Below are 22,893 nucleotides of genomic sequence, written 5' to 3'. Positions count from 1 at the left end.
TGCGGGTCAGGTGTTTGGCCCTTGCGGGCCAGGTGTTTGGCCCTTACGGGCCAGGTGTTTGGCCCTTGCGGGCCAGGATTTGCGCTCGTCTTCGGCTCGCGCGGACTTTCCTCCGCTGCGCGGAGGAGTAATTTATCCGGGACAACTAGCTGACTTTCTTGCTTTGGCAATCAGCTATAAGTTCTGTTTTCAGTTCAATTCTAAAGGGAGAGCGGAGATGCAGGATTACAGAAAATGGGATGTCACCAGTCAAGCCAGAGCGTTGGCTGTGAAGATTTACAAGCTCATGCCATTGTTCCCACCGGATGAGCGTTATGCATTATGTCAGCAGCTTCGACGTGCATGCGTTTCAATTGGCAACAACATCGCTGAGGGTGCTGGAAGAACTACGGCGAAGGACAAAGCGCATTTTCTCACACAGGCAATTGGTTCCGCCAGTGAAGTAGAGTTTCTGCTTGACATCTCAGTTGATCTCGGTTTCCTCAATCAAGAACAAAGCCGACCCCTGGCATATGAAACAAGAGGGCTGAAGTTTCGGATTTTCAAATTGAGATCATCGGTACTTTCGCAACCTGACTGACAAATACTCTCCGCGTCAGCGGAGAAACACCTCCGAGCGCCAGCGAGGAAACACCTCCAAGCGCCAGCGAGGAAACACCTGTTTGCAACTGTCCGCTATCCTGCGCATCATACCTGAAACATAGCAACTTGAACCAACGACAGCAGTACCATGACCAAAACAGCGTATGTAAAGCAGATTGCAAACAACGGTGTGACCTTTGCGGGACGCACGAACAGTAATCACTGGGTAGTGATGGATGGACCCGAGAAATTTGGCGGCAGTGATGCAGGTGTGCGTCCGAAAGAATTGCTGCTGCTCTCGATCGCAGGATGCACCGGCAGCGACGTGGCATCCATTCTCGCAAAGAAGCGCGTCAATCTGCGCGACTTCGAAATCAACGTCTCCGCCGAAGAGTCCGAAGAACATCCCATCGTCTTCACCAAACTGCACATCGAGTACGTCTTATACGGCAGCGACATCCAGGAAAAAGATGTCGAACGCGCCATCGATCTTTCCCAGACCAAATACTGCGGCGTCACCGCCATGTTCGAAAAAGCCATGGAAGTCACGCACTCGTACAGAATAGAAGAGTAAATGGGTGTTTCTCAGCTGTCGCGAAGAGCTCTTTCCGAGCGTCAGCGAGGAAACGCCTCCGAGCGTCAGCGAGGAAACGCCTCCGAGCGTCAGCGAGGAAACACCTTCGAGCGTCAGCGAGGAAACACCTCCGAGCGTCAGCGAGGAAACACCTCCGAGCGTCAGCGAGGAAACGCCTCCGAGCGTCAGCGAGGAAACGCCTCCGAGCGTTAGCGAGGAAACGCCAATTATTGTATATTACAGGAGCGTAATTAGCTATGTGCGTTCCTGCACACGCGCCTGCCTGAGAGTTTTATTCCCAGGGGAATATGAAAGAGATCGAATTCAGCGGAATATTCGAGCTGGAGCCGAAAGGCTACGGTTTCGTTCGCAAAATCACGCGAGAGTTTTACCGCGACCAAAGTGATGTGTACGTGCCTACGGGCATGGTGCGCGATCTTGGCCTGCGGGATGGTTGCCTGGTCACGGGTGTGGCGAGGGACAAGAATCGCCAGTGGCATGTATTTTCCATTCATGACATTAATGGCGTACCGCCCAATCAGTACAAGGCCGTGCCGGAGCTTACCCGGCAGGTGGCGATTGCGCCTGATCAGCGGCTGAAACTGGAAACGCCCGATCCTACGACGCGGGTGGTGGATCTGATTTCACCGATCGGCAGGGGACAGCGGGCGCTGATCGTTTCGCCGCCGCGCTCGGGAAAAACCATCCTGATGCAGAAACTGGCCGCGGCTATTACGCGGAATCATAAAGACCTCGAACTTCTCGTGCTGCTCGTTGATGAGCGTCCCGAAGAGGTGACGGAGATGGAACGCGCGGTGAAAGGCAAGGTGTTCGCTTCCTCGAACGACCGCGACTTCGCTTCGCATGCCCGTGTTGCCAAGCTGACGCTCGAGTACGCCAAGCGCCAGGCGGAAACGGGGAAGGACATTGTGATTCTTCTCGATTCGCTGACGCGACTGGGACGCGCGTTCAATGCAGGGATGAAGGGGAGTGGACGCATTATGTCCGGCGGTGTGGATGCCCGCGCGCTGGAAATTCCCAAGAAGATTTTTGGCGCATCCCGCAATATCGAACATGGTGGTTCGCTCACTATCATCGCGACCATTCTCGTTGATACGGGGTCGCAGATGGATGAACTGATTTTCCAGGAGTTCAAAGGCACGGGTAATTCTGAAATCGTGCTCGATCGCGAACTCGCCGACCTCCGCATTTTCCCCGCCATCAATGTACAGCTCTCCGGCACCCGCCGCGAAGAACTGTTGCTCGGGGCGGACACCGAACTGCACTTCAAACTGCGCCGCGCACTCGTGGAAGGCAGTAACCGTGAAGCGATGCAGGGACTCCTCCAATACGTCAAGCGTTTCCCTACCAACCGCGAACTCCTCGATACCATCGGGGACATGAAAATGGAAAGCGCGTTCTCGGGAAATGGCAGCGGTGGTGGTGGCCGCCGTAGGCGGAGATTGTAAAAGGCAACCACGCGGATTACGCGCAGGCTTTAGAGAAACGCAGATTTTCGCTGATTATACGCAGATTATCGCAGAGCAAAATTGAAAAATTCTACTCCGCGATAATCTGCGTTTCATTTGCGATAATCTGCGTTACTCTTTACCGCCGCGTTGAATCTGCGTAATCTCTACCGCCGGTGGTGATGCCCGGGCCTCCAGCGGATAGGCGCTTTGCGCATCTCTTCCCAGATGGTCAGCTGCTCGGTGGTCAGCAGGGCTTCGATGGCTGCGTTGGTATCCTCGGCGAGGGATTCGAGTGCGGTGCGCAGCGCTTCGGGATCACCTGCATACTGGGCACGCAGCTCTTCAATTTTCGCGTACTGGTTTTCGAGGATGACTTTGATCGAGTCGGCCTGCTCCTGCGTGAGTCCGAGCTTCTCAGTGTAGAACAGCACCAGGCGTTCGACGCGCTGGGCGACCCACAGGGCGCGGCGCTCTTCACGCAATTGCTCCAGCTCGGCTTTCAGGGTTTCAACGTTGTCAATCTGTTCGGTGGTGAGAAGAGCGGTCATCGCGGCAATCAGTGCGTCATGCTCCGCCTGCAGCATGGTTTTCATCGTTTCAGGATCGTCTTTGTAATCGGAAATAATCTGCAGACGCGTCGCGTTTGAGTTCTTGATCAGCTCGAGCAGGGCTTCGCGGGTGGCGTCGTCGAGGTCGGGATTGGCCTGAATAATCAGGCGGAGATACACAAGCGCGCCCATGTCGAAGCCGAAGTGCCCACGGTGTCCACGCGCATCGAAGGTGCCGTCCATGGCACTGATGAGCGTGTTCAGTTCATTGAGCTGATTGTCGTCGAGAAGGATGGAGAGGTCTTCGCCGAGCAGATACATCTCGTCGATCTGCGCGAGCTGCGCATCACTGAGGTCGAGATTTTCCACGGCACGCAGCAACGTCGAGGTTTCACCGGTCGTCGAAACGGGATCGGTAACACTGTCGTTGCTCTCGCAGGCACTCAGGGCCAATGCGGCAACAAGGAGGGCGGACAAAAGGATATTTCTCATAACTGTACCTATCGAAAATAAAGTTGTTGTCGAAGTGAATTAGCGTTGTGCCCTTGAGACGTCTGGGAGTAGGACACACTGATCGCATCTGGGGTTTAAGGGCACATACAAATTTTCAATGGGGGCTGCAGTCAGATGCGGGGGAATGACAGAGAAGGGGCGGGAAAGGTTACATTGAGTTTCACAACCACCGGTTGTGAAACGCGGGAGCGGCAACGCCGTTGGCGATGCCGCGCATGAAAAACCCCGACGCTGAAGCGCCGGGGTTTTGCTTGAGGTCCTGCGTCCCGGAGGGACTCTCGCGTCCGCCCCATTCTGCGGGGCGGGACTCCTGCGTCCCCGATGCAATCGGGGACTGTCGCATGACGACGTTCCGCAGGAACGGAGGAATTACATGACCATCATCTTCCGGGTGAGTTTTTCGCTGCCGTTGGTGATGGTGTAGAAGTAGACTCCCGGACGAAGCTGGGAGGTGGCGACGCGGAGACGATGACTGCCGGGAGCGTAGCTTCCCTCAGCGACGGTCTGCAGCATGCGGCCGGTGGCGTCGTAGAGACGGACGCTGATGTCGCTGTTCTGCTGGAGACTGAAGGTGATCGTCGTACCGTCGGTGGCCGTGAAGGGATTCGGGTAGTTCTGCGTTACGGCAAAATCGACCGGTGTGTTGACTTCGCTGGCGTCGAGGGTGATGTCGGTAATCCACATGCCGCGTCCATGCGTACCTGCAATCAGACGGTCGTTGTCGTCGATCACGAGGTCGTATACCACGACGTTCGGGAGTCCCGTACCATAACGGTACCAGTTTTCACCACCGTTCTGCGTGTACCACAGGCCGATGTCCGTTCCAATGAAATACACGCTCTCGGGCTTGGTCGGATCGAGGACGATACCGTTGACCGGAATATCAGGCAGATCGCCGCTGATGTCTTCCCAGTTGGCACCGCGATCGGTGCTGCGCCATACGTGACCGGTTGCGTAACCGGACATCACGGCAAACATGATGTCAGGGTTGGTCGGGTGCAGACGCACTTCGCTGACCCAGCGGTTGGGGAGTCCGTCGGTGATGTCATTCCACTCGGGATCGAGTGCGGTGATGTTGTCACTGTACTGCACGCGTCCGTCACCGCAGCCAATCAGCATGAAGTCTGCGTCGTCCTGGCAGATATCCATGGTGGAAATGATACTGAACTGCGATTGCCGCTTCGTGAGGTCATTGTCCCCAACGGTTTTCCATGTGGGCGAACCGGAGTTCGCGGGACGTGTGGTATAGACGAATTGGGATGCGGTGTAGAGACGGCTGTTGTCGTTCGGGGCGAGTATCATCGGCGGGAGCCAGTTGAAGCGGTCCGCTTCGACGGAACCGAGTCCGTTGGAAAGTTTTTCCCAGGTGCGTCCGCTGTTGATACTGCGGGAAGGTGCGGACACGCCGCCTTCAACGGCAACGCGCGAGTAGATGATATCCGAATTTTCCGGATCAACGATGACGTAGCCGCCGTCTCCGCCGCGGCGCAGACGCCAGGCTTTCTCACCGAAATCGAAGGTCTGGAAAATGCCGTGATCCTGGGCGCCGCCGTAGAAGCGCTCAGGGTCGTTGGGATCGTACGTACAGGTGTAGAACTGAATGGTCTCGAGATTTTCACCGAGCGGCGTCCAAGAACTGCCACCCGTGGCACTGCGATACACACCGCCGTCATTTCCGAGATACAGGTATTTGGCGTCAGGAGTGAATTCCAGCACATGCTGATCGACGTGCACCGGGGAATTACCGCGCGTCACGCGCTCCCACGTGCCACCGCCGTTCTTGGATTGATACACTTCGTATCCGCCCGTGAGCATGAGATCGGCATCGGTCGGGGAAATCGCCGCACAGAGATTGTAGAATCCCTGTCCCTGCGTGTAATCGGTCGGGAGGTTGCTGACCGTGCGTTCCCAGGTCTCTCCGTCATCCGTGGATTTCATGAGGGCGAGGAAATCGGTGTCGCCGGACTGCGTGTCGCGGCTGCGAAGGACGAAAGCAAGCAGAAGATCGGGATTGGCCGGCGTGATGGCGAGCTCGATACGGCCGATACTGTCGGATGCAGGCCAGTTGTTATTCATCTTGCTGAACGAGAAACGTCCGCCTCCGGTGGTGGAGCGGTACACGCCGTTCGCGCTGGCGCCACCGTCGACGCCGATTGCGATGAACACGGTGCTGGGATTGTTGGGCTTCAGTTCTACGTCGGTAATGATGCCCGACTGCGAACGCGACCAGCTTTCACCGGCGTCGTCACTCTTGTAGAGTCCGTTGCGCGATGCCGCGAAAAGAATGTCGGTGTTGGTCGGATCAATCACGATATGATGAATGGCACTGCTGTTGTCAGGCCAGTCGAGAAGACGCCAGGTGTCGCCGGCATCGGTGGATTTCATCACGCCCACGCCGCCGTACGAAGGGGCGCCGTAAGCCTTGGAAAGATCCATTGTGGGTTCGCCGGTACCGGCATACACGATGTCGGGAGTGACAGGATCGATGGCGATTGCGGCGCAGGGAATGGCTTCCGCGAAATCCATCACGGGCTCCCAGGAGCCGCTCATGCCGCCGTTGGTCGAACGAAAGACGCCGCCCGAGGCGCCACCTGCGTACACAGTGTTGTAGTCTCCCGGACGAAATGCGATTGCACGGACGCGGCCGGCGGTGTTTGCGGGACCAATCGGCTCCCATTCGCTGGCCAGGCTGCTTTTCCCAAGTCCTTTGTTGAAACGCGTGTTCACTTCCAGCTGCGCATCATAAAGCGCGCGGTCGATGTTCACACCTTCATTGCCGTACTGGCGCGTCATGCGGAAATATTCGAGTCCTACCGCATGCTTTTCCGCTCCATGTTTGCCCTGGATACGCTCTGCCCGCTGCGTTTCCATCCCCGAGTAGTAGGAATCCCACCATGTCGGAGCTGACGGTACCAGCAGGTACACAACCACTGCTGCAAGACCCATCACGGCTATCCTGGGAAGGTGCGTCTTTACAATCCTCTGCATGTTCAATCCTCAACAAATAACTATGGTAAATTCATCCGTATTAATGGATTTCTTCGGATCCTTAAATTATCACATTTTTCAGATGATTACCATGAAAATCGGACGGTACGAATAGGGTAAAAACCCGGTACGCGGATTTAACGCAGAGGGAAGAGCAACGCAGATTCTCACAGATTAATCGCAGATTCTCGCTGATTAGACATTAATAATTTCCATTCTGCGAAAATCTGCGATTACTCAGCGAAAATCTGCGTTACTCTTCTCTCTGCGTTGCTCTTCTCTTCTACAACTCCACTGCCAGCAACAACGCCCCATAAACATCACTTTTATCTCCATCCAGCTCGGAGGTGATGTCCCGGTAGCGGAGGGTGCTGCGGAGGATGAGGTTGCGGACGGGTTCGTAGCGGAGGGTGAGGGATAGGATGGTCGACTGGTCGAGGGGACCGTCGAGGAAAGGCGCGGTCTGTGAGTCGCGGGCGTAATCCAGCGATTCGTAAATGTCACCGCCGTGATTGACGAGTATCGCGCCGTCGGCGTCGACCTCATTGCGTCCATGACGCCGGCGATGCAGCTCAAGCTGCAGCCAGAGCTCCGCGCTCAGCCAGTGCCGCAATGACAGATACCACTCGTCGCTGTTTGGCGCGAGTTCGAGTCCGAGTGCGTCGCCATTGTGCGTGTACTGATTTCCCGCCAGGCGATGTGTGTACACGTAAGGCTCGATACGCGTGTATTCCACACCGATATCGGTGTTGGGGAGGAGGGAGGAATTGAGTACGCCGCCCTGCCAGATGAACTTGTTTCCCCACCATTCACTGCCCCAGAGGGTGAAGTCGATATCGTCGATCAGCCAGCTGCCGTAAAGCTGCGATCCGGGAATGAACAGCGTGGCGAGGTCGAAACCCAGCATGGGATTGTCGCGATCCCCGCCCGCGTGTTCGGCGGACTTGTAAAAATTGATGGGATTCAGATACGCGGGATCCACTTCGCGCTGCGAATACACGACGGCTTCGAAGACGCCAAGGCGCACGGCCGAGGCGATGTCGGCTTCCACGCGATGCATGGCCACGTACTTGCTGTCGAAGAAAGGACGCGAGCCGCCCTCGATCAGCTGCTTCTCGGAAAGCAGAAAGCCGTGGAGGAAGAGAAAGCGCAGGTTGCCCGCATGCGCGGTAAACTGCAGCGCGTCGAAAGGCTGGGCGTTGGTGGAAAGCAGCAGCTGGTTGGATATGCCATTGCCGACGAGACGCTTTTCGCGTCCGAGGGAAACAGCCCCCCAGTCCCAACTCGCCGTGATATAGGCCTCCGCGAAGTCGAAGAAATCCTTGTCCAGGTCCGCAAAATTGAAATTCCGCTTGAGCGAAGCGTCGTTCAGCGCAAGCGAGCGATTTCCCGCCGCCGTGCCGTTGGTCGCCATCAGGCTGAAGCCCACTGTGCCGCCCATCGTGCCGCGGAAACGTCCACCAATCGTCCCGAGTGTGACATTGGAAGCCTGATCGTCCCCGTGCAGCGTGCGGTATTCGAGTGAACCCAGGAATTCCGCGAAAAAGCGGGAAGTCCCATCCTCGCAGCGCCAGCGGTAGAGGAATTTCTCCCGGTCATCGAAAAAGTCCGGAACAACGTCACCGGGGGACGTTTCAAACAGCACGTACGCATCCTGCGTCCCGTCATCCTCGGCCACGAACTCATCCACAAAGCGTGCGAGCAGCGCTCGCTCCGCCCCGCTCATTCGCACCGTACTCCCCTGCAGTTCCCGCACAAACGCCGTCACCTGTTTCCGCTCCAGCGGCAGCATCGCCCGCGAATACCCCTCAATCGCTCCCCTCAGCTCCATCCTCTGCAGAAAATGATACACGGGATGCGTGATGTCGACGTGTTCGGCCTGAGCCCTCGCGGTCTGCGGCAGCATGACCGCAAGTGCGAGCAACGCCAGAATCAGAAGGTGCGTGAGCCTCCCCGCAATGCGGGGAGCCGCGTGAGTTCCTCCGCCTTCGGCGTCGGAACGCGTGTCCGCCTTCGGCGCGCGTGAAGAGCGCTCCGCGCAGCGGAGCTCAAGCGTGCGAAGCACTCCCGCGTCGAGCGTAGCGAGACTCCCGCGTTCCGGAACGCGAAGCGTGACGGAACAGCCGCGTGAGCGAGGACGAAGTCCGAGCGAACACCTCATGCCTGCCCCTTCGCGGTGATCATGCGGAAAAACGTGTGGATGAGAATTTTTATATCCATGCGAATAGACATGTTTTCGATGTAGAAGAGATCGAAGCGGAGTTTCTGGCGGACATCCTCCATGCTGGCGTCGTAGCGGTGCTTGACCTGGGCCCAGCCTGTGAGTCCGGGACGTACGTTGAGGCGACGGCGGTAGAGGGGGATTTCCTGGATGAATTTTTCAACGAAAAAGGGGCGTTCGGGACGAGGACCCACCAGACTCATGCTGCCTTCGAGGATGTTCAGGAACTGTGGCACTTCGTCGAGATGCATGCGTCGCAGGATGCGTCCGATGGTCGTAACACGGGGGTCGTCTTTGTCCGCCCAGCGGGGACCCGAGTGCTTTTCGGCGTCAGCCGCCATGGAACGGAATTTCACCATGCGAAACACGCGGCCGTTTTTCCCGACACGCTCCTGCATGTAAAACACCGGTCCCTTGCTGCTCAGCTTGATCATCATTGCGATCAGCAGCCAGAACGGGAGTCCCAGCACAATCACCACCAGCGACACGACAATGTCGAGCAGACGTTTGACCACGCGCTCCCACGGCTGCATCAGGGTAGGAGTGATCTCGATGAGCGGGAAGCCGTATATCTGATTCGTCCTTGCCTGCCCGGAGATAATGTCGTACATGTCGGGACGAATCTTGATTTTCACATTGAAGGCGCTGCAGCGTCCGATGATGTCGAGCAGCCTGTCGTGCTCCGACGATGGCAGGGCGACGAGCACTTCCTGCACACTGCTCTGTGCGAGTATGTGTTCCAGGTCGTCGGCACTGCCCAGATGCGGCACGCGCGTTTTCTCCTCGATAGGTTCGGTGCTGACATACCCGACGATGCGAAAGCCCAGCATGGGGAATTGCAGCACCTGGTCATACAGCTCACGACTCTGCTGGAAACTCCCGATGATCAAGGCATCTCGCGTGACCACGCCCGACAGTGTCAGGCGTTTGAGCACCGTGCGGTATGCGAGCCGTCCGAAACTCAGGGAGAAAATGAGCACCGCCCAGTACGCCAGGATGAGCAGGCGTGAGACGCTCGGATCCTGCGTCAGCGTATCATCCACGAAAATGAGGAAGAACAGCAGCACCACGCCCGCCGTGACCGTTTTGAAAATGGTCACGATCTCATCAAAGCGCGACTCCGCGTACCATGGACGATACAATCCGAAAAACAGAAAGAGCAGCAGCCAGAACAGTCCGATCGCGATCATCGGCGCGAAGAACGCCGGTTCCGTCGGCGTCGCAAACAGCTGCGACCGCACCCGAAACTCGAAATACAGCGTCCACGCCACATTCACCATGATCAGGTCAATCAGCAGCAGCAGTATGGTCTCAGTCTTCCGGTTCAGCAAAGGACGTCGTGGTTCGTGCGTAATTCCTCAAATTATGCATATTTAACGAAAAATGTACGCTACGCCACCTTCTCTGATGTCTGCCGACTGCGTCAGCGCCTTCGCTGCGCTCGGCGCGCTTGAGTTTCCCCGCTTCGCGGGGTCACGCGTGAGTCCCGACAAGTCGGGACGCCAGAGCTCCGCTGCGCGGAGCGCGTGAAGAGCGCGCCGCGAAAGCGGCGCTTAAGCGTGCGAAGCACTCCCGCGCCGAGTCCACGCGAAGCGGGACGAGGCTCCCGCGCGCCGTCAGGCGCTCCCGCGTGCCGCAGGCACTCCCGCGCGGCAAAGCCGTTTTCCAAATCCCCGCAATTTCCGCTATATTGAAAAATTGAACTGACTGCAACAGAGACAACCTACGCCGCTATGACCTTCGAACAAGTCCTTCCGCATCTTGAGAATGTGCCGCACATGCCGCCGGAGCGCGGGAAGCTCGTGTATGAATTCGTGATGAAGCAGAAGCCGCAGCGCGTGCTGGAGCTGGGATTCGCGCATGGAACGTCGAGCTGCTACATGGCGGCGGCGATGGATGAGCTGGGTGAAGGACAGGTGCTGACGATGGACAGTCATGAGGCGAAAAAGCGGCAGCCGGATATTACGACGCTGATGGAGAAGACGGGACTCGGCAACCGTATCCAGCCTGTGCACGCAGAGCGTTCCTACACCTGGGAACTGATGAAGCTCATCGAAGAGCAGACGAAGGATGGAAAGACGGAACCGCTGTTTGATTTCGTGTTTATCGATGGGGGACACACGTGGGATTCTGATGGCTTCGCGTTTCTGCTGGCCGATCGCCTGCTGCGTCCGGGCGGCTGGGTGCTGTTCGATGATGTGACATGGACCCCATCCGAATGCGCCGGGGAAAGCTGGGTAGACGATATGCCGCAGGAAGAACAGGATGTCGCACACGTCGAGAAAATCTTCAACCTCCTGGTCGTCCCCACTCCCTCCTACGACAGCTTCGAGTACGACGGTACCTGGGCCTGGGCCCGTAAAAAACCGGACGCCAACACCGCCACCGATCGCGCCGACCTCGTCGCCTCCATCTACCAAAAAACCAACTCCGCCCGCCGCAGCTTCCTCATCCGGCGGTATATCAAGAAGATCTTCCGCCTTTAGAGATTGCGCAGAGAATAGAAGAGCTACGCAGATTTTCGCCGATTAGTCGCAGATTTTCGCGGGATAGGCCTTGTGAAATTCTAGTCCGCGAAAATCTGCGTTTAATTTGCGAGAATCTGCGTTACTCTTTTATTCTCTGCGCAATCACCGTTTCGTCGGTTCCCAGGTAGCCTGTCCACGATGGAAGGGCAGGGTCAGCCATGCGACGAGGAAGGCGGCGTTGATGGCGAGGAAATAGAAGGGCAGGGAAAGGGGTCCCATGCGCTTGCCCGCGAGGTCGACGATCCAGCCAAGGATGCCGAGTGCGAGGAAGGCCAGCAGGGGGTAGAAGAGCGTGAGGCGTATCCAGTTCTCCCCCGCGAGCAGCACGATGCTCAGTGCGAGGAGGAGGAAAAAGAACGGGGCCATCCAGCGGAGGAATTTGTGGAAAACGATCATCCACTTTACGCGCGCGGGATAGCGGTTGAAGACGCGCATGAGCGGAGGCAGACAGTTGAAGCTCGTGCGGGCAATGCGGACTTTCCGACGGAATTCGTCGTGCATGGTAGGCGACGTTGCTTCCGTGGCAACGGCCTCGCTTTCATAGAGCACGCGCCTGTTGTCCGCCGTGATGCGCAGCGGCAGCAGCAGATCATCCGCGACCTGTGCATGCTCGGGCTGCTCGTGGAACAGCGAACTGCGGATGGCGTAAATCCCACCCGTCGCGCCGAGCGCGGTCTGATACTGCGCTTCCCAGTGTTTGATATAATTCTCGTATGTCCAGTACGTACGCTCTCCCTTCCCGCCCACACTTTCCGTCGGCGTCTGCAGATGCAGATTGCCGCATACCGCTCCCACTTCCTCGTCCACGAAATGCCGGACGAGCTTGCGGATGGAGTCCTTCCGATACATGGTATTCGCATCCGAGTACACCACGATGGGCGTATGCACAAACTGCATAAGACGGTTGATGGTGCGCAGTTTTCCTCCCCGTTCGAATGCATGCCAGGAAACCCGCTCATCCTCTTCCCTCGCCAGAATTTCATGCGAACTGTCGTTCGAACCATCCGAGCCGAACAGCAGGAACAGTTTATCCTTCGGATAATCCAGCTCCCGGAAATTCCGCAGTTTTTCTTCGAGTACCTTTTCCTCATTGTACACCGCCACCACCATCGTCACCGCCGGCAGCGTCTCCTCATCCACCCGCCACGGCCTATTCCTGTACTTCGCCAGCAGCGCCATCGCCAGCGGATACAGCACATACGCCGCCAGCAGGGCAGTGGTTGACAGGATTGCTATGGTGTAATAGAGTGCTTGCATACAGTTTTTTCCCCGCTGTGCGGGGAGTTTTTGCGCCTGCGGCGCGTTGTTCGCTTCGCGGTTCGTAGATACAGACTGCGAAGCAAAATACTTCCCGCGGAGCGGGAAAATGCCTCGTCCCGTATTACGGGACGAAAGAACGCCCCGAAGGGGCGACAACCTCCAAGTATGCCAACTCGAACATCTCCGCCACATGCGGCCAGGCGTAGCGCCGGATGGAGAGCTGGCGGGCGTTGCGGGCGATGCTGCGGGTGAGCTCCGGATTGCGGAGCAGTTCTGCGATGGCGGAAGCGAATTCCTGCGCGGTGTCCGCGAGCAGGATATGTTCGCGGTGCACGGCGGCATTTCCTTCCGCACCGATGCGCGTGGAAACCACGGCCTTGCCGCGCGCGAAAAATTCAAGCAGCTTGATGCGCATGCCGCCTCCGACGCGAAGTGGCACCGCCATGACATCGGCGGAATCCAGCAGCGCATCGAGATCTTCAACGAAGCCCGCAACCGTCACTCCGGGAATATGCACTTTCTGCATATTTTTCGGGGGATGTGAGCCCGCAATCGTACAACGCACCTCCGGCACTTCCTCCACGAGCAACGGCCATATCTCCTCCACAAACCACTCCGCCGCATCCCTGTTGGGTGACCAGTTCAACGGACCTAATAACACTACATGCCCCTCTTCGCTCCGCGTCAGCGGAGCGTCTTCCCGCGACCCCGATGGAGTCGGGGTCTCCTGCGTCCCCGCGCCAGCGGGGACTCCCGCGTTCCCCCGCTCCGCGGGGGAACCCCCGCGTCCCGATTTATCGGGACTCACGCGCTCCGTGTCCACGCCGGCAGGGATAACTTTCACGCGATCATGATGATCGTCTGGCAACACAGCCTGCACCTCCGCTGCGTCCTGAGGAGTTATCGCGGCGATGATGTCGGGGTGGCGGAGCATGAGCGATTCGAAGCGGAAGAGGCGTTCGGCCTGGGAGCGGAGCCAGTGGGAGGCGATGGGCCAGCGCACCTGCGCGGCGAAACGGCGGTGGATGGTGGTTTCAAAGTTGTGTTCGCGGAGAAGGACGGGGATACCGAATTCCTCCTTCGCCCGGCGTCCATAAGGCATCATGTGGATGTGGTCGATGTGAAGGACATCGAATTTCCGCTCGCGCAACTCGGTGCGCATGAGGGACATCATCTCCGCGCTCTGATACTTCGTCATGGTGTAGGGCTGCGGGGAAAAGAGATTCAGCAGGGCGGGGAGGGGACGATTCCGCAGGTCCTTCTCCACGGTGAGCACGTCACAGAATTCTTCGAGATCCCCGCGATCAGCATCCGCATCGGCAAAGGTGAGCATGGTGATGCGGTGTCCCCTCTTCGCCAGGAAACGCGTGATGTTGTAAATGCCGATGGCGCCGCCGTCGGTCGGAGGCCAGGGCAAACGCGGTGCGATTTGAAGGATGTTGAGGGGGGACGGCATCGGTGGTATTTATTCGTAGAGCGTTTTGAGGAACCAGCCGCGCAGCTGCCAGCTCTGCTTCATCGTGAAACGCCGGCCGCTTCGGCGGCGCGCGGGGAGTGCGGCAAACCCGCTCGCTGCGCCCTTGAGCACGGGCGCCAGGCGGCGTGGATCAACTATTATAGCAAGAAGCCGGCGCAATGTGAAAAGCGTGGCGAGGGGAAAAGCGATGACGAGCGGGAAGTATTTCCACAGCAGCCAGATGCTGTTGCGCGTTACGTACTGCAAGCGGCGGTACACATTGCGTCCCGTGGCACTCATGGCATGCCAGACGACGGCGTCAGGGAAATACACCACGCGCCATCCTTTCTGCAGCAGCTGAAAGGCGAGGTCGTTTTCCTCACGTCCCCAGAAAAATTCTTCCCCGTAGCCATGGGTCTGCCTGAGCGCTTCCATCCGCAGCAGCGATCCGCCCGCCGCAATGTTGACAACGTCGTATCCCCGTGCGGCATCGCCGCCTGAAGCGAAGCGCTCGATGCCCGCGGTCTCCGCCACGCCGGTGTCGGGGTGTATGCAGGATGCGCATATCGAGGCGACGCGCGCATCCCGTTCCATCAGCTCCAGCATGCGCACGAGATCCTTTGCCGACCGCGGCCAGCTGTCATCGTCCAGCGTCAGGAAAAAGTCGGTCACTACTTCCTGCATGAAAATGTTGCGCGCGGCAATCCCCTGGTTCTCTTCCAGAAAGATGCAGCGCAGCTGTGGCCATTGCTCGCGCCCGTATTCCGCACGCAGCATTTCCGCACTGCCGTCCTTCGATGCATTGTCGATCACCACGACGCGTAATCCCGGTATCGCCAGCACCGCATCCAGCGTCACCTTCAACGCCGCCTTCCGGTTGTAGCTCAATATGCCTGCGGTTACTCTCTGCACATGTTACCCGTTATCGGGAATATGAAGAAAACTCATCGTCCCCACGCTCTGCGTGGGGACGTCTTGAAGCGCCGCTCTGCGGCGATTTGTGTGATCGAATGAACGCAGAGCGTTCGGGATCCCCGTCCCCACGCGGAGCGTGGGGACGATGCATCGATGTGATATTTCAATATTTCCATCATTCCATTTTTCCATTGCGCGCAATCACCACATACTCCCCGATGAGCGTATCCCCGGCGATGCCGGTGCTGGCTGGCAGAATCGTCATACCCTGCGCGCGCCATACTGCGACGCTATCGTCAATCGCCATGTCGGGGTACGCGACGTCGTGGTAGCTGACGATGGTGGTGGCGGGGAGGTAGGGACGAAGGGAGGAATAGAGACTGCGGGGCAGCGTGATGTGCGTGGGCTGCGCGGCGCGGACATAGGAATTCATCGCTTTCAGATCGGTGTAGTCGGGCTCCGGCACGAGAAGGACGGAGGAGATGAACAGCGCGATGGCCAGCACGGGCCAGGCGGCGAGCATCCAGCCGCGGCGTGAGGGACGACGGTCCGTCAAATCAATGCGTCCCGCTGCGCTGTGCATGCGCCAGCTGAGCACAAAGGCGGGAAGCACAAAGGCCACGGCCGCCGCGGGAAACAGGTACCAGCGATACACGAGCGTGGGATTTGTCTGCAGGTACAGCAGCGCGAGCATGAAGCCCGCCGTCGTGAACAGGCTGCCGTACTTGAGCATCCGGCGCCAGCGCACGAGCACGCTCACCAGCAATCCCAGCATGATCAGAAGTTCTACGGGATTGGAATTCCACTTCTCGAGCAGCAGCGTCCCCCACCCGGCAAAGGCCACGGGCTCACTGCCGAGTCGGAACAGCGAGATGTACATCACGAAGGTCCAGCTTTTGGCCAGGTTCGCATTGATAACGCCCGCGGGCCAGAGCAGCGCGAGAAAGAGCAGTGTCCATCCCGCCGCGGCAAGTGCCGAACGCAGGAACGCGCGCTTTTCATCGCTGCGCCACCAGGCGATCACGCCCCAGAGGACGATGAAGAACAGCAGGAACATGCCGTATTCCACCGTGGCGCAGGAGGCCGCGAAAAAGAACTGCGCGGCGTGACGCAGTGCGCGGTGTCCCAGTCTGTCGTAAAGGTACCAGCAGAGAAGAAACAGCGAAGCGAGCATGCCGAAGGGCAGATGCATGTTGAATCCCACCACGGCCATTCCCCAGGCGGCGGAGGCGGGGAGGATGAGGAAGACGGGACTCCGCACATCCTCGTACAGCCATCCCAGCACGGCGAGCACGGCTATCCAGAGGAAAAGCCAGAACAGGTTTGCGTAGCGCAGCTGCTCATGCAGGGGCAGTGCGTCGAGCATCGGCTGCAGCGCAATGGCGGGATAAAACGCCAGGGGGGGATGGTAGTGACGGTGGAACATGGTGCTGCCGGACGAGCGGATGTAATCCGACAGTCGCGCCCGCGCGCCGGGATCGCTGATGGCGTCGATGCCCATCTGCGCGAAGGTGATGATGGAGATGTCGTCGTTATCCGTCCAGTTCGTCCACAGTCCCTGCTGCACGGCGACGTAGTAATCGCCTTCGTCGTAGGTCAGGGGGTAGTTGGATTGATGGATGAAGAAGGACGCCGTTCCCAGCGCAAGGGCGAGAATGAGCGTCCCGAGGAATGCAGTGCGGTTGAGCATACGCGGGCAGTCCGATGGTGTCTAAATCATCTTGATCTTCTTGTATGCGTACACGCACATTTTCAGCAGAATCCATCCATGCGAAAAGCGGCTGATGTTCGTGCTGCCGTAGGTGCGCTCGCGGTAGCGAATCGGTACTTCCGTAATCTTCAGGTTCAGCTTGGCCGCGCCGAAGATGAGGTCAAAATCCCCGAAGGGATCGAAGTCGCCGAAATAATGTCGTCCCGCCGCCACGCGATTGTAATTCTCGCGCGTCAGTACCTTGGTGCCACAGAGCGTGTCCTTGAAGCGCTGATCCAGCAGCCAGGTGAAGATGACACTGAAGAACTTGTTTCCCAGCACATTGAGGAAACGCATGGCACGGTCTTCCATCGGATACACCAGGCGCGAGCCGTTGATGAACTCGCCTTTGCCTTCGACGATGGCCTCGTAAAACTTCGGCAGCTCTTCGGGGGGAACGGTCAGGTCGGCATCGAGAATCATGAGGATATCACATTTCGCGTTCGCAAAACCCTTGCGCACGGCGTCGCCTTTTCCCTTGCCATCCTGCGAGAACCAGCGGATGTCCATTTCAGGTCGCGCCTTCGCCTGCGCCTCGATCTCGTCGAGCGTCCCGTCCGTACTGTGTCCATCCACAAACAGCACTTCGACATGGGATCCGAACTGCGGCAGACGATCCAGCGCCGCGGCGATGTTGCCGCGTTCGTTGCGTGTGGGAATCAGCACGGTGACGGATTTCTCCTCGCGGGCGGATTTCACCGGTTTGAGTCGCGCCGAGACGACTTCGAGCAGACAGAGGTTGCGCAGCAGCGGCAGGTTGGCGAAAACGTAGTTGAACAGCCAGCTGATAAGCGGGAGCCAGACGGGAAACAGCACCTTGCGGTTCTTGCGGATGATGTCGAATTCCGCGAGGTCGAGCAGATTGGCGATGTCGTCCGGATCCAGCCAGGCGAAAAATGGCGTGCGCAGTTTCATGCGCATGCGCTCGGCCAGCCGCAGCGGCATCTGCCAGAAAATGTTGAAGTACGTGATCATCACCCGCGTCTCGGGGGTACACCACTGGCGCACCCGGTCGAAGGTCGCCTGAATGTCGTCGAGATAGCCGATCACATCCGAAAAAATTACCACGTCGAACTGGCGGTCCATTTCCAGCGTTTCGATGTCGCCTTCGATGAATTCGTAGTGGGGATAATTGGTCCGCGCTTCGGCGATCATGGCGGGACTAATATCCACTCCCACACCCTCGCCGGGATTCAATGCGGCGAGCAATTCCCCCGTTCCACACCCCACCAGCAGCACGCGGCTGCCTTCCGGCACATAAAAGCGCAGGTAGTTCTCCAGCATGCGGTAAAAGTACCCAAAGCGCCGCCGGCCCTTCCCCCGCATCCCCGCCTGGGAGTCGAAGTAGTCTATTATGGTGCGTTTCTTTGTCATTCTACAAAAGTAAGGCATTTAGCGGTATGCGCCAATCGAAGCAGTACTTCGACGCGCGAGAGCGTCGCTTCGCTCCGCGCTTGAGTGCCTTGCGGCACGCTTGAGTGCCTTGCGGCACGCTTGAGTGCCTTCCTCCTTCGCTCAAGCTTCGCTCAAGCTTCGCTCAAGCTTCGGCGGACGGAGACGGCGCGAAAAAACGCGACACGAAGTGTCGCTCACGCGTTCCGCGCAGCGGAACTCACGCGCACCGCGTAGCGGTGCCCCCGCGCGGCGCGTAGCGCCGCTCAAGCATCTCGTCGCAACAGCGACGAGATTTGCATGCGCCATTGCTCAATCTCGGCAGGTGAGTACACGCGTAGCACAATGAAGAGCACTGCGACGATACCAACGGACAGGCTGTTGGCGACCACCCAGTGGAGAGAAGACAGCAACTCGTTGGACGCGACGAGAACAAACCCCAGGAGGGCGGATTTCCAGATGACGGGTTTCATGGCGACGGTGATGCCGGTGCGGGAGCGGAGGAGGAGGTAAATCATGCCGGCGATGATGGCGATGAGTCGTCCCACGGCCGCGCCGGTGGCGGAATAGGGGCCGATCAGCAGCAGTCCGGCCGCAACGGTGAACACGGCGAGGATGCCGGCGAAGCGGGTGTTGAGGCTGAGGTGTCCCCGGGCATTGTTGATTTCGACGAGGAACATGTTGAGGGACATCGGGACGAAGGCGATGAACAGTATGCTCATCGGGATGATGGAATCGGCGAATTTCCCTTTTACCAGCAGATCAATGATCACGCCGGCATTGGTGATGCCGAGTCCCGCCAGCAGCACGGCGCCCACCAGCAGCGTCTTGACGCTGAGGGAGAAGAGACGGGACATGCGCTGCCGCTGCTCTTCATCCTCCGCCACGCTGGCGCGGGCGAAATATGGCGCGACGGAAATGGCGATGATGGTGGGGAAGACGGCGAGGGGACTCATGATCCGCATCGCGGCGGTAAAATCACTGACCTGCACGGCGCCGTGGAAACGCTTGAGCAGAACGGCATCCGCACCGAGATGCACGGCATGCAGCAGCAGGTACACGGCGAGGGGAGCGCTGGCGACCAGCAGATCGCGCATGCCCGCCCGCGTAATCCGCACGGGCTCGGTGTTGAGCTTGCGCGCAAAACGAACGCTCAACACGGTCAGCAGCACGGCGCCCAGGAGATTGCTGGCCGTGTACAGCAGCATGGCGGTGTAGGGTGCAGTGAAGAGCAGGGGGAAGAGCAGCACGGAGGTAAGCAGTACGAGGCTGTCGATGGCCATGGTCAGGGTGGGGAGTCCCATGCGGGACTGCGACCGGTAGAACGCTTCGAGCGTGCCGCGGATGACGGGCACTTTTGAACTCACCACGGCATTGAGCAGCATGATGTTGAGCAGCCACATGAAATCCCATGTCGGCTCCTGCCACCAGCCCACCGCCACGGTGACAATCCATGTCGGCAGCAGCAGCAGAAAGCGCAGCGACGTCGCCTCGAGCAAAATGCTCCCCGACCGGCCGGGATTGATGGCGAGCCGGCGCATGATGACGGGACTAATCCCGAAATCCGCAATCATCGACGTACTCGCGACTATCGTAATCGCGAGGGAAAAGAGTCCGTACGACCCCTTGTCCATCAACCGCATTATCCCGATCACAGCAAAAAAACTCGCCCCGAAATTCACCCCATACGCCAGCATCGAAATAATCCCATGCGACAGCACCCCCGCCCCTTCCGTCTTCACGCGCGCCTCGTCAGAGGCGCTCCCGCGCTCCGCGTCAGCGGAGCTCCAGCGTCCCGATTTATCGGGACTCACGCGTTCGCCTCAGAAGCTGTGATTTTCGCTTTCTCGAGGTCGTTTATCTTCCTCCTCCACGCCTCAAACAACCCATACACCATGGCGAACACCAACCCCCCCTCATGACTCAGGAACTGATTCACGGTGATGGACACAAAGAAATTCGCCACGATGATGGCGATACCGCAGGCAATGGCCGTGCGCCATCGGAAGCGGATGTGCGGGGGAATGTCGGGCAGCCGTCGCAGCTGCCGCTCCATGCGCAGTCCGAGAAAGATGTACGCGAAGTACGATGAGAACAGCAGCAGCGTGCCGAGTATGCCGTAATGGTTGAGTATCCAGGCGTAGCCGTTGTGCGTCCACGTCGTGAAAATGGTGCTTTCGGTGGTGAGCTTGTAATGCTGGACGGGAGTGGAGAGTCCTTTCCCCAGAAACCAGTTCCCGTCGATGTCGTCAATGCTGGCCCAGGCTTCGGCGTCGCGGTTGCGTACGGAGACATCCTGCCCGTACTCGCCGATGGATTCAAAGCGGGCGGATATCGAGCGCCACATGACGTCGAAGGGAATAACGTCCTCGAGAAACACCGGGTACATGGCCCCGAGCAGTACAATGCTCACGGCGAAATAGGCCAGCCCGCGCTTCCAGTACTGCGCGCCGAGCACCACGCCCATCGTGGCGACGCTCACGAAGAATGCCACCCACAGCGTGCGGTAGAAGGAGAGGATGGTCGCGGCGGCACCGAGGACGAAAAACGCGGCCCAGAATATCCAGCTGCGGAAGCGCCAGGCGGAAATCAGCAGCGCCGCACCAATGACGGTGGCGATGAAGATGAGGAAAAAGGTTTCGGCGGAACGGCTGGCGCCGACCTGCCAGGCGTACACGGCTTCGATCACGCGCGTCTTGTACGTGTAGATATTCCGCACCGCAAGCAGGGAGAGGACGACAACCATGGCGCCGAACAGCACTTTCTGCTTGAAGAAGGTGTCGGCTTCATGTGCAATGGGAATGAAGAGCAGGATGGTGGAAAGGATGGCCAGCTCGCGCAGCAGGATATAGCCGTCCGCGTCATAGCCGAGGGAGAGTGGCACCATCAGCACCATTTGGAGGAACAGCGCGAAGAAAAGCAGTCCGCCCACGGTCCACTCTATAGGCTTTTTCGCGATGACGAGGCGGTGGAAGGTCCACCACAGCATCCCGCCGAATATCAGCATGGAATGCAGGAGCTCGATCGGGGTCATCCCGGCCTCGGGCGCCCAGAACACGCCGAGGAAGCCGAGGATGGAGAGCGTCATCCAGGTCATGGGACTCTGCAGCACCAGCACGCCGCCGATGACGCCCACGACGGCGATGGCGGCGAAAAATTCGAGATGCATGAGGAAAGCAACGACCATGAAGGCGACGACGCCAAGAAGGAAACCGACAGCCTCTTTCCAGGAAACAGGCGTGTCGGTTTCAAATGCCGTGTCGGCATGCATGTATTGCAGGAAGCGGGTCATTCCTTGCTGCGTTTGAATCCTATGCTGCGACGGACGCTGGACCATTCATCCGCGTGCTGCGCGCTGTAATAACGCAGGCGCTCGCGAATGAGGAGAAAAGCGGCGGCGAGAAACAGCACCGAGAGTCCGGCCGCGAGCACGATGATGGATCGGCGGGGACGGCTTTTGCGCTCGGCGGGAACGGCGACATCCAGCGGCACGAGCACATGCATTTTTTTCTGTTCGTCGATGAGGGACTGCTGATACATCGGCAGAAGAAACGCCTGCAGCTTGCTGAGGATTTCAATGTCACGGTACAGGCGCAGGTAGGTGATGCCTTCTTCGGAAATGTCACCCACGTTGTCACCCAGCATCCCGGTGAGCTCGTTGTCTCCGAGTCCGGGCACGCGCTTCTCCATTTCGCTGATGGCGATGCGCAGCGAACGCACTTCTGCATCGTCCTTCCCCAGGTTGCGTTCGAGCACACCGAGCATCACGCGGTACGATTCGAGCTGCGCGTACATTTCCCCGGCGGCCTTGATCGTGGCCTTGGTTTGCTCTTCGAGGGAGAGGATTTTCGTCCTTCGCTGAAACGCGGCCATGCGTTCTTCAAGCCGGTGCAGACTGTCGCGCACGGTGGTGTACTGCAGTTCGACGAACTCGCGGTTGCCACGCGCCTCGGCGCTGTTGAGTTCCGTGCTGATATCATTGAGATTCGTAAAGTACGTGTTGGCCATTTCGGCCGCGCGTTTCGGATCGGTGTCCCACACCGAAATCACCACGCGTCCATCTTCATCGAATTCGAAGTTCGTATTGTCTTCGAGATTGCCCAGCGCCTTTTCCATCGAGCCGTCGCCGATGTCGTAGACCTTGATCAGGTCGAACTCGTTGACGATGCGTTCGCCCATGCGCCGGCTTTCGAGAATGGACAGGTAGCTGTACCCGCCGCTTTCTCCGCCGATGCCGGATATCCCGAACGTGCGCAGGGTGGTAGAGAGTCCGCCGGACACCTTATCCAGCAATCCACTCCCGCCCGCGGGCGGAAGGAAGGTTGCGGTGGATTTGAACCAGTTAGGCATCATCAGCGCGAACACCACCGCCACTACCGCGGCCACCACAAAACTCAGCGCCAGGAAGCGCCAGTGCCGCAACAGCACAAACACCGACCGCACAAACGGCCTGTTCTCAGTTACATTCTCAGTGTTTTCGCTCATAGTGCTCAGCGCTGGTGTTGGAGATGTTCATCGTCCCCACGCTCTGCGTGGGGACGTCTTCATGCGCCGCTCTGCGGCGATTCGACGGATTCAATGAACGCAGAGCGTTCGGGATTTCCGTCCCCATGCGGAGCGTGGGGAAGATGGGTAAGCTGGGGTTCATCGTCCCCACGCTCTGCGTGGGGACGCCTATTTTCCTTCGTACCATC

18 protein-coding genes are annotated in these 22,893 nt (G+C 58.6%); 4 read left to right on the top strand and 14 right to left on the bottom strand.

Annotated features, from left to right (window positions below):
• Window positions 1–217: 217 nt before the first annotated feature.
• The 3 genes from KQI65_00625 (at window position 218) to rho (ending at window position 2,625) form a co-directional block, all read left to right on the top strand.
• Window positions 218–580: a four helix bundle protein gene (locus tag KQI65_00625; protein ID MCB2203222.1), complete on the top strand. Its 363-nt coding sequence runs from the start codon at window positions 218–220 to the stop codon at window positions 578–580.
• A 150-nt stretch (window positions 581–730) separates the two neighbouring features.
• Complete coding sequence (locus KQI65_00620) at window positions 731–1,156, top strand: OsmC family protein (protein MCB2203221.1); 426 nt, start codon at window positions 731–733, stop codon at window positions 1,154–1,156.
• Window positions 1,157–1,464: 308 nt separating this feature from the next.
• Window positions 1,465–2,625 carry a transcription termination factor Rho gene (gene rho / locus KQI65_00615; protein ID MCB2203220.1) on the top strand — a complete coding sequence of 387 codons (1,161 nt, stop codon included), beginning with the start codon at window positions 1,465–1,467 and terminating at the stop codon, window positions 2,623–2,625.
• A 167-nt stretch (window positions 2,626–2,792) separates the two neighbouring features.
• Here rho and KQI65_00610 read toward each other — a convergent pair whose 3' ends face one another.
• The 5 genes from KQI65_00610 to KQI65_00590 form a co-directional block, all read right to left on the bottom strand.
• Window positions 2,793–3,668, bottom strand: coding sequence for a hypothetical protein (locus tag KQI65_00610; protein ID MCB2203219.1), 876 nt, complete (start codon window positions 3,666–3,668; stop codon window positions 2,793–2,795).
• A 181-nt stretch (window positions 3,669–3,849) separates the two neighbouring features.
• On the bottom strand, window positions 3,850–4,032 hold the full coding sequence (locus KQI65_00605) for a hypothetical protein (protein ID MCB2203218.1): 183 nt from the start codon (window positions 4,030–4,032) through the stop codon (window positions 3,850–3,852).
• Between the two features lie 26 nt (window positions 4,033–4,058).
• Window positions 4,059–6,677 (bottom strand): T9SS type A sorting domain-containing protein, encoded by a 2,619-nt coding sequence (locus tag KQI65_00600; protein MCB2203217.1) that lies wholly within the window; start codon window positions 6,675–6,677, stop codon window positions 4,059–4,061.
• A 283-nt stretch (window positions 6,678–6,960) separates the two neighbouring features.
• On the bottom strand, window positions 6,961–8,838 hold the full coding sequence (locus KQI65_00595) for a capsule assembly Wzi family protein (GenBank protein MCB2203216.1): 1,878 nt from the start codon (window positions 8,836–8,838) through the stop codon (window positions 6,961–6,963).
• Window positions 8,835–10,226 carry an undecaprenyl-phosphate glucose phosphotransferase gene (locus KQI65_00590; GenBank protein ID MCB2203215.1) on the bottom strand — a complete coding sequence of 464 codons (1,392 nt, stop codon included), beginning with the start codon at window positions 10,224–10,226 and terminating at the stop codon, window positions 8,835–8,837. Before KQI65_00590 ends, KQI65_00595 begins: the two co-directional genes overlap by 4 nt.
• A 405-nt stretch (window positions 10,227–10,631) precedes the next feature.
• Here KQI65_00590 and KQI65_00585 point away from each other — a divergent pair, with 405 nt between their 5' ends.
• Window positions 10,632–11,384: a class I SAM-dependent methyltransferase gene (locus KQI65_00585; GenBank protein ID MCB2203214.1), complete on the top strand. Its 753-nt coding sequence runs from the start codon at window positions 10,632–10,634 to the stop codon at window positions 11,382–11,384.
• A gap of 144 nt (window positions 11,385–11,528) precedes the next feature.
• Here the strand turns inward: KQI65_00585 and KQI65_00580 are convergent, their stop codons facing one another.
• The 9 genes from KQI65_00580 to KQI65_00540 form a co-directional block, all read right to left on the bottom strand.
• Complete coding sequence (locus tag KQI65_00580; GenBank protein ID MCB2203213.1) at window positions 11,529–12,683, bottom strand: glycosyltransferase family 2 protein; 1,155 nt, start codon at window positions 12,681–12,683, stop codon at window positions 11,529–11,531.
• Window positions 12,684–12,807: 124 nt separating this feature from the next.
• Complete coding sequence (locus KQI65_00575) at window positions 12,808–14,142, bottom strand: glycosyltransferase family 4 protein (protein MCB2203212.1); 1,335 nt, start codon at window positions 14,140–14,142, stop codon at window positions 12,808–12,810.
• 9 nt (window positions 14,143–14,151) lie between these two features.
• Window positions 14,152–15,054, bottom strand: a complete 903-nt coding sequence (locus KQI65_00570; GenBank protein ID MCB2203211.1) for a glycosyltransferase — start codon at window positions 15,052–15,054, stop codon at window positions 14,152–14,154.
• A gap of 178 nt (window positions 15,055–15,232) precedes the next feature.
• Window positions 15,233–16,747 carry a hypothetical protein gene (locus KQI65_00565; GenBank protein ID MCB2203210.1) on the bottom strand — a complete coding sequence of 505 codons (1,515 nt, stop codon included), beginning with the start codon at window positions 16,745–16,747 and terminating at the stop codon, window positions 15,233–15,235.
• A 21-nt stretch (window positions 16,748–16,768) separates the two neighbouring features.
• Window positions 16,769–18,133 carry a glycosyltransferase gene (locus KQI65_00560; protein ID MCB2203209.1) on the bottom strand — a complete coding sequence of 455 codons (1,365 nt, stop codon included), beginning with the start codon at window positions 18,131–18,133 and terminating at the stop codon, window positions 16,769–16,771.
• A 332-nt stretch (window positions 18,134–18,465) separates the two neighbouring features.
• Complete coding sequence (locus tag KQI65_00555) at window positions 18,466–20,013, bottom strand: oligosaccharide flippase family protein (GenBank protein MCB2203208.1); 1,548 nt, start codon at window positions 20,011–20,013, stop codon at window positions 18,466–18,468.
• Entirely contained in the window at window positions 20,010–21,491 is a 1,482-nt protein-coding gene (locus tag KQI65_00550) for a hypothetical protein (GenBank protein MCB2203207.1), read from the bottom strand. The genes KQI65_00555 and KQI65_00550 overlap by 4 nt, the downstream gene beginning before the upstream one ends.
• Window positions 21,488–22,684 (bottom strand): hypothetical protein, encoded by a 1,197-nt coding sequence (locus KQI65_00545; GenBank protein ID MCB2203206.1) that lies wholly within the window; start codon window positions 22,682–22,684, stop codon window positions 21,488–21,490. The genes KQI65_00550 and KQI65_00545 overlap by 4 nt, the downstream gene beginning before the upstream one ends.
• A complete protein-coding gene (locus KQI65_00540; GenBank protein ID MCB2203205.1) occupies window positions 22,668–22,892 on the bottom strand; it encodes a hypothetical protein in 225 nt (74 codons plus the stop codon). Before KQI65_00540 ends, KQI65_00545 begins: the two co-directional genes overlap by 17 nt.
• Between the last annotated feature and the right edge of the window lies 1 nt (window position 22,893).

The sequence above is a fragment of the bacterium genome (genome assembly GCA_020444325.1).
GTDB lineage: Bacteria > Bacteroidota > Ignavibacteria > SZUA-365 > SZUA-365 > BM516.
This window is presented reverse-complemented; position numbering and strand designations above follow the sequence as displayed.